11 protein-coding genes are annotated in these 12,427 nt (G+C 73.5%); 6 read left to right on the forward strand and 5 right to left on the reverse strand.

The window, feature by feature from the left end; genetic code table 11:
• Positions 1-52: 52 nt before the first annotated feature.
• Positions 53-709, reverse strand: coding sequence for a response regulator transcription factor (locus OF852_RS05300; protein WP_271120760.1), 657 nt, complete (start codon positions 707-709; stop codon positions 53-55).
• Positions 706-2,190 carry a sensor histidine kinase gene (locus OF852_RS05305; protein ID WP_271120761.1) on the reverse strand — a complete coding sequence of 495 codons (1,485 nt, stop codon included), beginning with the start codon at positions 2,188-2,190 and terminating at the stop codon, positions 706-708. The genes OF852_RS05300 and OF852_RS05305 overlap by 4 nt, the downstream gene beginning before the upstream one ends.
• A 159-nt stretch (positions 2,191-2,349) precedes the next feature.
• On the opposite strand from OF852_RS05305, the gene OF852_RS05310 reads away from it, so the two are divergent.
• Together OF852_RS05310 and OF852_RS05315 are read left to right on the forward strand one after the other, a co-directional pair.
• Positions 2,350-3,675: an MFS transporter gene (locus OF852_RS05310; protein WP_271120762.1), complete on the forward strand. Its 1,326-nt coding sequence runs from the start codon at positions 2,350-2,352 to the stop codon at positions 3,673-3,675.
• Between the two features lie 10 nt (positions 3,676-3,685).
• Positions 3,686-4,306, forward strand: a complete 621-nt coding sequence (locus OF852_RS05315; protein WP_271120763.1) for a hypothetical protein — start codon at positions 3,686-3,688, stop codon at positions 4,304-4,306.
• 16 nt (positions 4,307-4,322) lie between these two features.
• On the opposite strand, the gene OF852_RS05320 is transcribed toward OF852_RS05315, so the two are convergent.
• Positions 4,323-5,150, reverse strand: a complete 828-nt coding sequence (locus OF852_RS05320; protein ID WP_271120764.1) for a DUF1206 domain-containing protein — start codon at positions 5,148-5,150, stop codon at positions 4,323-4,325.
• A gap of 664 nt (positions 5,151-5,814) precedes the next feature.
• Here OF852_RS05320 and valS point away from each other — a divergent pair.
• The 3 genes from valS to OF852_RS05335 are packed head-to-tail and all read left to right on the forward strand — an operon-like array spanning position 5,815 to position 9,220.
• Positions 5,815-8,403: a valine--tRNA ligase gene (valS, locus tag OF852_RS05325; RefSeq protein WP_271120765.1), complete on the forward strand. Its 2,589-nt coding sequence runs from the start codon at positions 5,815-5,817 to the stop codon at positions 8,401-8,403.
• Positions 8,400-8,984, forward strand: coding sequence for a hypothetical protein (locus tag OF852_RS05330; RefSeq protein ID WP_271120766.1), 585 nt, complete (start codon positions 8,400-8,402; stop codon positions 8,982-8,984). Before valS ends, OF852_RS05330 begins: the two co-directional genes overlap by 4 nt.
• Positions 8,984-9,220 (forward strand): hypothetical protein, encoded by a 237-nt coding sequence (locus OF852_RS05335; RefSeq protein ID WP_271120767.1) that lies wholly within the window; start codon positions 8,984-8,986, stop codon positions 9,218-9,220. The genes OF852_RS05330 and OF852_RS05335 overlap by 1 nt, the downstream gene beginning before the upstream one ends.
• A 123-nt stretch (positions 9,221-9,343) precedes the next feature.
• Here the strand turns inward: OF852_RS05335 and OF852_RS05340 are convergent, their stop codons facing one another.
• Together OF852_RS05340 and OF852_RS05345 are read right to left on the reverse strand one after the other, a co-directional pair.
• Positions 9,344-9,583 carry a hypothetical protein gene (locus OF852_RS05340; protein ID WP_271120768.1) on the reverse strand — a complete coding sequence of 80 codons (240 nt, stop codon included), beginning with the start codon at positions 9,581-9,583 and terminating at the stop codon, positions 9,344-9,346.
• An 82-nt stretch (positions 9,584-9,665) separates the two neighbouring features.
• Positions 9,666-10,295: a winged helix-turn-helix domain-containing protein gene (locus tag OF852_RS05345; protein WP_271120769.1), complete on the reverse strand. Its 630-nt coding sequence runs from the start codon at positions 10,293-10,295 to the stop codon at positions 9,666-9,668.
• 107 nt (positions 10,296-10,402) lie between these two features.
• On the opposite strand from OF852_RS05345, the gene OF852_RS05350 reads away from it, so the two are divergent.
• The gene (locus tag OF852_RS05350) at positions 10,403-12,427 is read left to right on the forward strand and encodes a M3 family metallopeptidase (protein ID WP_271120770.1); all 2,025 of its coding nucleotides are present in this window, start codon (positions 10,403-10,405) and stop codon (positions 12,425-12,427) included.

Consider the following 12,427-nt stretch of genomic DNA (forward strand, 5'->3'; position numbering starts at 1 on the left):
TCCCTTCGCCTCGCGCTCCTCGACGAGCGAGCGTCGGCGGAGCGGCCGCCGCTCAGACCAGGCGGTAGCCCATGCCCCGCACGGTCTCGATGCGGTCGGCGCCGAGCTTCCCGCGGAGGTACCGCACGTACACGTCGACGACGTTGCTGCCGGGATCGAAGTCCACGCCCCAGACCCGGCTCAGCAGCTGCTCTCGGCTGAGCACCTGATCCGGGTGCCGCAGGAACTCCTCGGCGAGCGCGAACTCGCGCGCCGAGAGCTCCACCTCCCGGCCCGCGACGCTCGCGCGGCGGGTGCGGAGGTCGAGGCCGAGGTCCCCGCGGGCGAGCCCGCCCGCCGCAGCCCCGACCGAATCCCGGATCCTGGTGCGCACGCGGGCGAGCAGCTCGTCGAACTTGAAGGGCTTCGGGATGTAGTCGTTGGCGCCGCCGTCGAGGCCGGCGACCGTGTCGGCGGTCGCCGTGCGAGCGGTGAGCATGATGATCGGCACCTCGGCGCCCTCCCCGCGCGCCCGCCTGAGCACCGAGAAGCCGTCGAGGCCCGGCAGCCCGACATCGAGCAGCACGAGGTCGACCGTGCCGCCGCGGATGACCTCGAGCGCCTCCGTTCCGGTGCCGACGGCGACGACCTCGTAGCCGGCGGCACGCAGGCCCTTCTCGACGAAGCGGGCGATGCCGGGCTCGTCCTCGGCGACCAGGATGCGGCTCACGGGCGCCCCTCTCGGACGGGCAGCCCCTCGAGGGGCTGGGTCGGCTGCTCGTCGCGGCCGACGATGGGCAGGACGATCGCGAAGCGCGACCCCGCGGAGGAGCTCTGGAGCGACACCCTCCCGCCGTGCGCCTCCGCGATCGCGCGGACGATGGGGAGGCCGAGGCCGGAGCCCTGGACGCCGCGGCCGGCGTCCGCGCGCCCGAATCGCTCGAAGATGCGCGCCTCGGCGTCCGCGGGGATGCCCTCCCCCTCGTCCTCGACCCACAGCTCGACGGCGCCGTCGCGCCGCGAGCTGCCGATGCGGATCGGCGCCCCCTCGGGCGAGTACTTCGCGGCGTTGTCGGCGAGCTGCAACCAGGCCTGCGTGATCCGCTGCGGGTCGAGCCGGGTCACGACATCGGACTCGGCCGCGAGCGACCACTCGTGCCCGGGGATGACGCGGACCATGGCGTGCACCTGCCGGGTGAGCTCGGCGACCTCCGCCCGCTCGAGGCGCGGCACGTCGTGCGGCACCTGCGCGAGGAGCTCGATGCGGTCGACGAGGTCGGCCATGCGGTCGAGCTCGCCGATCGAGAGCTCGCGGGTCTGCCGCACGTCCTCCACGTCGGCGGGATCGAGGAGCTCGAGGTGGCCGCGGACGATCGTGATCGGGGTCTTGAGCTCGTGCCGCACGTCGTCGAGCAGCTGCCGCTGGCTCGAGATCGAGGACTCGAGGCGGTCGAGCATGCCGTTGACGGTCGCGGTGAGCTCGCCGACCTCGTCGCGCGCGCCGACCGGGATCCGCTCCGAGAGGTCGCTCACGGTGATGCGGGATGCCGTCTCGCGCAGGCGGCGGACGGGGCCGAGCGCCCGTCCCGCGACGAACCACCCGACGAGCCCGATCGCGGCGACCGCGCCGAGCGCGACGAGGGCGTAGGTGCCGAAGGCGGCATCCAGGTCGGCGAGCTCGCCGTCGAGGTCGAAGGCGACGAGATAGGTGCCGAGCTGCGGGTCGCCCGCGACCTCGATCGGCACGGCGATGTAGCGCAGTCCGAGCCCCGGCTCGACGGCGGTGCCGATGCGCACGCTGCCGTCCGAGGTCTCGCGCACCACCCGCTCGACGAGCGCGGGCGAGTCCTCGAGGTGGAAGTCGACGGCGACGCCCGGGATGAAGGCGGCCCGGCCGTCGAGCAGCCCGACCGCGCTCTCGTGCTCGCCGGGGACGATCCGCTCGAGCACCCCGCGCAGCGCCTCCCGGGTCGAGGAGTAGCCGGAGGGGTCCGGGGCCGCGGGCACGGTGTTCTCGCCCGCCACGGCATCCGTCTCGCCCGTCACGACCGCGCGGGCCGTCTCGACGCGGTCGAGGAGCCGCTGCTCGACCCCCTCGACGATGCGCTCGCGCTGCACGAGGTAGGCCGTCGCGCCGGCGAGCCCGAGGCCGAGCGTCGCGACGGCGATGATCGACGCGAGGATGCGCGCGCGCACCGACCGGAGGACCATGATCCCAGTATGGCGAAGGCCGATGTCATGCCCCGGCGAGCATGAGAGGACTCTCACCGGCTCCGCCTCGCGCCGTCATCTTCGCGGGGAATGGCCGGGCTCGCCCTAGGGTTGTCTCTCGGCGTCGCGAGCCGCGAGCCGAGATCCCCAGGAGCCGCCATGAGCACCGCCGCCCCGTCCGAGCAGACCGCCGAGAGCCGCCAGGAGCCGGTCGACCCGCGCGCCGCGCGCCGCGTCGTGTGGGCGTCCTTCGTCGGCACCGCCCTCGAGTCGTACGACTTCTACATCTTCGCGTACTTCGCGGCGTTCTTCGTGGGGCCGCTGTTCTTCGACCCGCTCGGCGATGTCGGCAAGACGCTCGCGGCCTTCCTCACGATCGCGATCGGCTTCATCATCCGCCCCGTCGGCGCCATCGTCTTCGGCCACCTCGGCGACCGCATCGGCCGCCGCCGCACCCTCCTCATCACGATCGCGATCATGGGCGTCGCGACGGGCCTCATCGGCGTCCTGCCCGGCTACGAGACCGCAGGATGGCTCGGCGCGGTCCTGCTCATCGTGCTGCGACTCGCGCAGGGCTTCTCGCTGGGCGGCGAATGGGGCGGCTCGATCGTCGTCGCGACCGAGCACGCGGGCGAGCGCCGTCGCGCGCTGTACGCCGCACTCCCCCAGCTCGGCTCGCCGGTCGGCTCGATCCTCTCGGCCGTGCTCTTCATCGTGCTCGCCGCGACACTCGGGAACGCGGCCCTGGCAGAGTGGGCCTGGCGCATCCCGTTCTTCACGGCGATCCCGCTGCTGCTCGTCTCGCTGTACCTCCGGAGCCGGATCGACGAGACGCCGGTCTTCGCGAAGCTCGTCGCGGAGGGCAAGCGCGACCGCCTCCCGCTCGCGGACGTGCTGCGCAGTCAGCCCGGCCAGGTCGTCATCGCGATCGGCGCGGCGCTCCTCGGCATCGGCTCCTACTCGCTCATGAACACCTACACGGTGAACTACGGCGCGACCGTGCTCAAGTTCGCCTACAGCGACCTGCTCCTCGCCACGACGATTGGCGGCCTCCTCCAGCTCGTCACGATCCCGCTCTTCGGGCGGCTCGCGATGCGCATCGGCTCCGCGCGCGTCGTCATGTGGGGCGCGATCGGCACGGCCCTCATCGCGTTCCCGATGTACTTCCTGCTCCAGTTCGCCACCTTCCCGATCCTGGTCGGCACGATGATCGTCGGCGGCATCCTCCCGACCATGAGCTGGGCCGCGCTCGGCGGCCTCATGAGCGACCAGTTCGCGGGCCGGTACCGCTACTCCGCCCTGTCCTTCTCGTACAGCATCGCCGCCGTTCTGACGGGCTTCGTGCCCGCCCTGACGCTGCTGCTCGGCCAGGCGAGCGGATTCGCCTGGTGGCACCCCGGTATCGTGCTCGTCACGATGTCGGCGCTCACCGCCGTCGCGGCCCTCGCGGCCGCGCGCACCCGGGTGCCGCTCGACCGGCTCTGAGAGGCACCGCATGGACGAGACGCAGCCGTCGCGGCTCTCCCCCATGCGCACGCGCGTCATCCTCGGCTCGATCTGCGCACTCGCGCTCGCGGCGGGCGGCGTCACGGCCGCCGTGGTCCTCGCCGACGGGCACGATCCCGGGCCGGAGCTCGGCCGCCAGCAGCCCGTCGCCTCCCCCGAGCCGGTCGGCGACCAGGCCTCGGGCGACCTGCCGGGCGAGGGGACGGCCTCCCCGGGTCCCGTCGATGGCGAGGGGGATGCGGGCGACGGCCCCGGCGGGTCGGAGGGCGCCCCGGGCGACGCCCCCGCGATCGGCGTCGATCGCGGCGACGCGGACGCGCCCGCGATCCGGAGCCTCAGCGTGCCGGCGACGGCCGAGTGCCCGAACACGCGGGACGCGGTGCCGCTCGACATCCGCTGGTCGAGCCCGGCCGCCGAGCGGGCGTATCTCGGCCTCGGCGTCGACGACGCGAAGACCCTGCCGACCCTCGAGGGTCTGCCCGGCAGCGGCGGGACGCGCGAGCTGAGCTATCAGTGCGCCGCCGCCGCGATCCGGGTGACGCTGACGGTCGAGGACGCCGCCGGTCGCGTGGCGCACCGCACGGTCGAGGTCGTGCGGCGCACACCGTAGTCGGCGGCCGCCCGGATCAGAGCTTCGCGTAGCGCGCGCGGACCCCGCAGTAGACGCCGTAGGCGATGAAGCCGACCCCGATGCCGACGAGCAGCACCTGCCCGAACGGCAGCTCCGCGACGGCGGCGAGCCCATCGTCCAGCCCGCCCGCCCGCTCCGGGTCGGCCGTGAGCCCCGCGGCGATGAAGAGGACGCCGATCGCCCCGATCGCGACGCCGCGGGCGACGTAGCCGATGATGCCGGTGACGAGCGCCACCCTGCCCGCCGTGCCGCCGGGCTGCGTGATGTCCTCGAGGAACTTCCGGCGCGCGCCCTTCGCGACCATGTAGCCGCCGACGCCGAGCGCGCCGAGACCGACCGCCACGACGAGCACCACGCCGCCGGGCGTCGCCAGGAGGGTCGCGGTGAGGCTCTCCTCCGAGCCGCCGCCCGAGCCGCCCGAGCCGCCGGAGCCGCCTCCGATCGCCGTGCCGATCGCGATCCCCGAGATCGCCAGGTACGCGACGCCCTTGCCGATCTCCTTGAGCCGCGTCGCCCAGCGCTCCTTCGCGTCCTCGCCCGTCGCGAGCACGCCCCCCGCGATCTGCCAGAGGCCGAGCGCCGCGGTGCCGACCGCGATGACCCAGATGAGCAGCACGCCGCCGGGGGCGGAGGCGAGCGAGCTGAGCGCCCCCTGCTGGTCGGCGCTGCCGCTCGAGGCGCCCGCGACCGCGACGCTGATCGCGAGCACGCCGATCAGGAGGTTCAGCAGCCCGTTGACGGCGTAGCCGACCCGGGCGGCGGTGCGGAAGCCGGGGGTCTGCTGGATGCGGCGGGCGGCGGATCGGGGCGCGTCACTCGTCATGCATCCAGGCTAGGCGCGGGCACCCCGCGCGCCGCCGGTCACCCGGCGGGCACCCAGCCGGACCTCGCCGGACCCGAGCCGCAGTCGGCGCGGTGGCCGCGCCGGCCCCCCGCCGCCATTCCGAAATGCAGGACGGAAACGGTGACGGCGCCGTTCTCGCGCGAGCGGGTCAGCGGGCAGCCGCGCCCCGTCCTGCATTTCGGAAGGTGGCAGGAGGTGGCGGGAGGTGGCAGAGGGTGTCGGGAGGTTGGGCGCGCGCGGCGGCGCAACGAGGCGCCCGGCCGGGATGGCCGGGCGCCTCGCGCCGTGCGAGCGGATCAGCAGGCTCGCACGAGCTCCCGTCAGCCGCCGGAGGCGGCACGGTACGTGCGCTCGATCGCCGGGCCCCGGGGCGGGCCGAACCCGAAGTCGGAGACCGGCGTGTTGACGATCCCACCTCGCGCGCCCCGTTCCGAGGGCGGACTCCTCGGATGTCGCAGAGGTTTCGGTGATTCCCGACAAAGCCGGTCGCGAACGCCGACCACGTGTTAGCTTTCCGCCGCGGGGAGCTGAGGATGCGTCAGCCGCCGAGCGGGATCGCGGCGGCCCCGGCGGGTACGATCGAGGCACGCGAATCAGGCACCTCACCATCGACACGGTGCCGCCCATACCGAGCAGGAGAGCCATGTCGCCCAGCCGCGAGATCCCCGAGAAGCCCGCCCTCGAAGGCCTCGAAGCGGTCTGGGAGTCGCGCTGGGCGGAGGACGGCACCTACCGGTTCGATCGCGAGGCCGCCGCCGCGGCGGGCTCGGAGCAGGTATTCGCGATCGACACCCCGCCGCCGACCGCCTCCGGCTCGCTCCACATCGGGCACGTCTTCAGCTACACCCATATGGATCTCGCCGCCCGCTACCAGCGCATGCGCGGCAAGCACCTCTTCTACCCCATGGGCTGGGACGACAACGGCCTGCCCACCGAGCGCCGCGTCCAGAACTACTACGGCGTGCGCTGCGACCCGACGCTCCCCTACGACCCCGACTTCAGCCCGCCCTTCGAGGGCGGCGACGGCAAGAGCACGAAGGCCGCCGACCAGCAGCCCATCTCGCGCCGCAACTTCATCGAGCTCTGCGAGCGGCTCACCGCCGAGGACGAGCTCCAGTTCGAGGAGCTCTGGCGCACGCTCGGCCTCAGCGTCGACTGGTCGCTCACCTACCGCACCATCGGCGACGACGCGCAGCGCGCCGCCCAGCGCGCCTTCCTCCGCAACCTCGCGCGCGGCGAGGCGTACCAGGCCGATGCCCCGACGCTCTGGGATGTCACCTTCCGGACGGCGGTCGCGCAGGCCGAGCTGGAGGACCGCGAGCAGCCGGCCGCCTACCACGGCGTCGCCTTCCACCGGCCCGACGGCACGACGGTCGACATCCAGACGACCCGCCCCGAGCTCCTCCCCGCCTGCGTGGCCCTCGTCGCGCATCCCGACGACGAGCGCTACCGGCACCTCTTCGGCACCACCGTCACGACGCCGCTCTTCGGCGTCGAGGTGCCGGTGCTCGCCCACCACCTCGCCCAGCAGGACAAGGGATCGGGCATCGCCATGGTCTGCACCTTCGGCGACACGACGGATGTGGTCTGGTGGCGCGAGCTGGGCCTCGACAACCGCGCCATCATCGGCTTCGACGGCCGTCTCGTGAGCGAGGCGCCCGCCGCCTCCCTCTTCTCGGACGCCGGCCGCGCCGCCTATGCCGAGCTCGCCGGCAAGACCGTCTTCAGCGCGAAGGCCCGCATCGTCGAGCTCCTCGGGGAGTCCGGCGACCTGGTCGGCGAGGTGAAGCGGATCCAGCACCCGGTCAAGTTCTTCGAGAAGGGCGACCGTCCGCTCGAGATCGTGTCGACCCGCCAGTGGTACATCTCGAACGGCGCCCGCGACGAGGCGCTGCGCGAGCGCCTGCTCCAGGCGGGGCGCGACATCGACTTCCACCCCGACTTCATGCGGGTCCGCTACGACAACTGGGTCGGCGGCCTGACGGGCGACTGGCTCATCTCGCGTCAGCGCTTCTTCGGCGTGCCGATCCCCGTCTGGTACCCGCTCGACGCGGACGGGAATCCCGTGCAGGGCAGCCCGATCGTGCCCGACGAGGCCGAGCTCCCCGTCGACCCGTCCTCGGATGCGGCGCCCGGCTACGAGGAGTCGCAGCGCGGCGTCCCCGGCGGCTTCATCGGCGAGCTCGACATCATGGACACCTGGGCGACGAGCTCCCTCACCCCGCAGATCGCGGCCGGCTGGGGCCGCGACGACGCGCTCTTCGACCTCGTCTTCCCCTACGACCTCCGTTCGCAGGGCCAGGACATCATCCGCACCTGGCTCTTCTCGACGGTGCTCCGGGCTCAGCTCGAGCACGGCTCGATCCCGTGGCGGAACGCCGGCATCTCGGGCTTCATCGTCGACCCCGACCGCAAGAAGATGTCGAAGTCGAAGGGCAACGTCGTGACGCCCGCCGGCCTCCTCGAGGAGCACGGCTCGGATGCGGTGCGCTACTGGGCGGCCTCGAGCCGACTCGGCACGGACGCGGCCTTCGACCCGCAGAACCCGAAGCAGATCAAGATCGGCCGGCGCCTCGCGATCAAGGTGCTCAACGCGGCGAAGTTCGTCTACTCCTTCCCCTACGACGCAGGAGCCGCGGCGGTCTCCGAGCCGCTCGACCGCGAGCTCCTCGCCGAGCTCGCCGGCGTCGTGCGCACGGCGACGCAGGCCTATGAGCAGTTCGACCACGCGCGGGCGCTCGAGACCGCCGAGCAGTTCTTCTGGACCTTCTGCGACGACTACCTCGAGCTCGTCAAGGAGCGCGCCTACACCGGCACCGGGGCCGCACAGGCGAGCGCCGTGACGACGCTCCGCACGGCGGTCGACGTGGTCCTGCGCCTTCTCGCCCCCGTCATCCCCTTCGCCACGGAGGAGGTGTGGTCCTGGACCCACGAGGGCAGCATCCACCGCGCCGCCTGGCCGAGCGTCGAGGAGCTCGGCGAGCACGGCACGGCGGGCCCCACGGGGCTCCTGCCCGCCGTGAGCGCCGCCCTCATCGGCATCCGCCGGGCGAAGTCGGATGCGAAGGCCAGCCAGAAGACGCCCGTCGCCTCGGCCGTCCTCGCCGGCCCCGCGCTGCTGTCGGGTGCGGTCGACGACCTGCGCGCCGTCGGGCGCATCGAGGCGCTCGTGCTCGAGACGGCCGACGAGGTCGCCGTGCGGGATGTCGTGCTCGCGGAGGTCGCGGAGTGATCCGCGGCGGGCGCCGGGTCGCCGTCGCGGGGGTCGCGACGGCCGCCATGGCGCTCGCGCTCGCCGCCTGCACCGGCGCGCCCGCGGGGGCGCCCAGCCCCGGCTCCACGCCCGAGCAGGGACCGGTCTCCTCGGGCGGAGATGCGCGGCCCATCGTCCCGCTCACCGACCCGGCCGTGCTCGAGTACTGCCCCGCGGTCGGCGCCGGCCCGCTCGACGGGCCGGTGGACGGCGTCGAGGCCGTCTACATCTGCGCCGCCGACCCGATCCTGCAGACCGGCGGCGGCGCGGAGCGCCCGCGCGAGACGGTCGACCACGTCGTCGACCCCGCGGAGCTGCTCGAGGTCTACGGCACGATGGATGCGGAGCCGACCTCCGGCGCGTGCACGCTCGAGCTCCCGGATCCGCTGATCCTGTGGCTCGACCTCGGCGAGGAGATCGTGCCGGTGCGAGCGCCGCACGACGCGTGCGCGAAGCCGACCGAGGCGGCGCAGGCCGCCTATGAGAACGCGGAGCGCGAGCGCGTGCTCGAGACGACACCGGAGCCGAGCACGGCTCCCGACCCCGGATCGGACGACTGATGCAGCTCGGAACGCGATGGGCGGTCGGCGCCGAGCCGCCCGCGAGCCTGCCCGCCGAGGTGCGCGGGGCGATCGCGGGAGTCGAGCTCGAGCTCGCCGAGGAGGGCGTGGATGCCGCCGCCTGGCGCTGGACGCTCACCTGGCTCGAGGGCCGGCCCGTCGCCCAGCTCGACGACGGCACGACGATCCGCGTCGATCCCGCCTCGGGCGAGGCGCGCGTGACGCAGGAGGACTAGCGCCCTCCGCCGCGCTCGTCGCGCTCCTCGAGCAGCGAGTGGCGAAGCGCAGAGCCCGGGACGATCAGCAGGGATCGTCCCGGGCTCCGTTCCGCGTGGCATGCGGATCCGGTGCGGCCGCGCTCAGCGCAGCGGCGGCAGCTCGCCCGCGAGGGCCCGCGCTCGGCGGTCCAGCGCGGCCTCGGTCGCGATGGCGCGCATCTGCCGCTCGTGGCTGGTCGCGCGCGCCTCGGCGCGGGCTCGCGACCACGCCACGAGGCTCAGCCCGAGCCGCTCGGTCAGGCGCCAGATCCCCTCCGTGGAGCGGCCCTGGGTGGCGCGGCCGGCGGTCATCGTCCGGCTCGGCATGGCTGCGGCGGTCATCGTCTCACCTCATCTCGTCGTGCATCGATCCTCTCGCCGGCCACCGACATCCGGGGACGGCCTTCCAGGGTGCCCGCGCGCCTCATGAGGCGGCTCCGGGCTCGTCCTCGGGAGCGGGCTCGCCGTCGACGATGGGGAACAGGTTCAGGTGGACCTGGACAGGCCGTGCGCCGGGCGCCGGCCTCGGGCGGCGGTAGCGGTCGACCACCGACATGAAGAGCTCCTCGAGCTCGCGGTTGAGCTCCGCCGCCTCCTCGAGGGTGAGGCGCAGGTTCGAGGTGGTGAGGGCCGAGGCCTCGATCCAGTCGACGCCGAGCACCTCGAGGCCGCGCTGCGTGAAGTCCTCGAGCAGCCGCGCCCGGGTGCGCTCGAACTCGCGCGCGACCATCTCGGTCGCGAGGCGCCCCGCGCTGCCGGGCGCGAACTGGGCGGCGCGCACCGAGATGCTCCCGGGCACCCGCTCCCACCAGCGCTCGCGGCCGGTGCCCCGCCCCTCGACCTCGCGCACGAAGCCGTGTTTCGCGAGCTGGCGGAGGTGGTAGCTCGTGGCGCCGCTCGACTCGCCGAGCGTCTCGGCGAGACCGCTCGCGGTCGCCTGCCCGTAGGCGCTGACGCGCTCGTAGATCGCGACGCGCAGCGGGTGCGCGAGGCCTTTGAGGTCCTCGACGCCGAGGATGCGCTCCTCGGGGATGCCCTGCGTCTCGTCGTCCATGACCGCCACGATACGCGTGCAAAGACTCCTTTGCAAGACTCTCTTTGCAATTGAGTCTTTGCAACGAGATCTCTGCATCGTGCGCGCGACATCCCTAGGCTGGCGGGATGACGAATCCGCTCCTCGAGGACAGCACGCTTCCCTACGGCCTCCCGCCCTTCGCCGACATCCGCGAGGAGCACTACGGCCCCGCGATCGAGCAGGGCCTCGAGGAGCAGCTCGCCGAGGTCCGCAGCATCACGCGCCGGCGCGAGCTGCCGACCTTCGAGAACACGGTCGAGGCACTCGAGCGCAGCGGCCGGCTGCTCGGCCGCGCGCTCCGGGTCTTCTTCAACCTCAGCTCGGCCGACTCGAACGACCGCATCGCCGAGCTCGAGGCCGAGTTCGCGCCCCGCCTCGCCGCCCACCAGGACGCCATCCGACTCGACCCCGAGCTCTACCGGCGCGTCGACGCGCTCTGGCAGCAGCGCGAGCAGCTCGAGCTGAGCCCCCAGCAGCGCTATCTGCTCGAGCGGCACCACACCCAGATGACGCTCGCGGGCGCGGGGCTCGACGAAGAGCGCAAGGCGCGCCTGCGCGAGATCAACCAGCGCCTGTCGACGCTCACCACGCGCTTTGAGAAGCAGCTGCTCGCGAGCACGAACGAGCTCGCGGTGCACATCTCGGACGAGGCCGAGCTCGCGGGCCTCGGCGAGGGCGAGCGCTCCGCGGCCGCGGGCGCCGCCGCCGAGCGCGGGCTCGAGGGCTGGCTCGTCACGCTCGTGCTGCCGACCGGCCACCCCTGGCTGGCCTCCCTCGAGGATCGCGAGGTCCGTGCGCGCATCATGTCGGCCTCCCGCGCCCGCGGCTCCCGCGACGGCGAGCACGACAACCGGCCCGTGCTCCTCGAGATCGTGCGCCTCCGCGCCGAGCGCGCGCGACTCCTCGGCTTCGACAGCCACGCCGCCTTCGTCACCGCGGACCAGACCGCCCGCACGCCGGAGGCCGTCGCCGACATGCTCGGCCGGCTGGCCCCGGCGGCCGCCCGCAACGCGCGCGCCGAGAAGGCCTCCCTCGAGGCGCTCGAGGGCCACCCCGTCGAGGCACACGACTGGGCGCTCGCCGCCGAGCGCGACCGCGCGGCGCGCTACGAGCTCGACGCCGCCGCGCTCCGCCCCTGGTTCGAGGCCGAGCGGGTCCTCCGCGACGGCGTCTTCCACGCCGCGACCCTCCTCTACGGCGTCACCTTCACGGAGCGGCTCGACCTCGTCGGCTACCACCCCGACGTCCGGGTCTTCGAGGTGCACGACGAGGACGGCACGCCCGTCGGCCTCTACCTCCTGGACCTCTACACGCGCGATGCGAAGCGCGGCGGGGCCTGGATGAACGACCTCAGCTCGCAGAGCGCGCTCACGGGCGACCCGGCCGTCGTCGTCAACAACCTCAACGTGCCCAAGCCCGCCGCCGGATCCCCCACCCTGCTCACGCTCGACGAGGTGACGACGCTCTTCCACGAGTTCGGCCACGCCCTCCACGGCCTCTTCGCGCGCGTCGACTACCCGAGCGCCGCGGGCACGAACGTCTTCCGCGACTTCGTCGAGTTCCCGAGCCAGGTGAACGAGATGTGGATGCTGTGGCCCGAGGTCCTGGAGCACTACGCCCGCCACCACGAGACCGGCGAACCCCTCGATCCCGCGATCGTCGAGCGCCTGCACGAGGCCGAGCAGTTCGGCGAGGGCTTCGGCACGAGCGAGTACCTCGCGGCCGCGATCCTCGATCAGGCCTGGCACCGGCTCGACGAGGAGGCGGCGGCCGCAGTCCAGGATGTCGCGGCCTTCGAGGCGGCGGCCCTCGCCGAGGCGGGGCTCGACGACCCGGCCGTGCCGACCCGCTACTCCTCCACGTATTTCGCGCACACCTTCGCGGGCGGCTACGACGCCGGCTACTACTCGTACATCTGGAGCGAGGTGCTCGACGCCGACACGGTCGAGTGGTTCCGCGAGCACGGCGGGCTCACCCGCGAGAACGGCGACCGCTTCCGGCAGCGACTCCTCGGGGTCGGGGGCTCGAAGGACCCGCTCGAGGCGTACCGCGACTTCCGCGGCCGCGATGCCCGCATCGAGCCGCTCCTCGCGCGGCGCGGGCTCGACTGA

Origin of the sequence: Homoserinibacter sp. YIM 151385 (assembly GCF_027912415.1) — a bacterium.
Taxonomy (GTDB): Bacteria; Actinomycetota; Actinomycetes; order Actinomycetales; family Microbacteriaceae; genus Schumannella.

What these genes read in the sequence shown, in the direction of transcription:
- OF852_RS05305 (WP_271120761.1), bottom strand. Translation starts at nt 2,190, where the DNA reads ATGGTCCTCCGGTCGGTGCGCGCGCGCATCCTCGCGTCGATCATCGCC.
- OF852_RS05310 (WP_271120762.1), top strand. Translation starts at nt 2,350, where the DNA reads ATGAGCACCGCCGCCCCGTCCGAGCAGACCGCCGAGAGCCGCCAGGAG.
- OF852_RS05315 (WP_271120763.1), top strand. Translation starts at nt 3,686, where the DNA reads ATGGACGAGACGCAGCCGTCGCGGCTCTCCCCCATGCGCACGCGCGTC.
- OF852_RS05320 (WP_271120764.1), bottom strand. Translation starts at nt 5,150, where the DNA reads ATGACGAGTGACGCGCCCCGATCCGCCGCCCGCCGCATCCAGCAGACC.
- valS (WP_271120765.1), top strand. Translation starts at nt 5,815, where the DNA reads ATGTCGCCCAGCCGCGAGATCCCCGAGAAGCCCGCCCTCGAAGGCCTC.
- OF852_RS05335 (WP_271120767.1), top strand. Translation starts at nt 8,984, where the DNA reads ATGCAGCTCGGAACGCGATGGGCGGTCGGCGCCGAGCCGCCCGCGAGC.
- OF852_RS05340 (WP_271120768.1), bottom strand. Translation starts at nt 9,583, where the DNA reads ATGACCGCCGCAGCCATGCCGAGCCGGACGATGACCGCCGGCCGCGCC.
- OF852_RS05345 (WP_271120769.1), bottom strand. Translation starts at nt 10,295, where the DNA reads ATGGACGACGAGACGCAGGGCATCCCCGAGGAGCGCATCCTCGGCGTC.
- OF852_RS05350 (WP_271120770.1), top strand. Translation starts at nt 10,403, where the DNA reads ATGACGAATCCGCTCCTCGAGGACAGCACGCTTCCCTACGGCCTCCCG.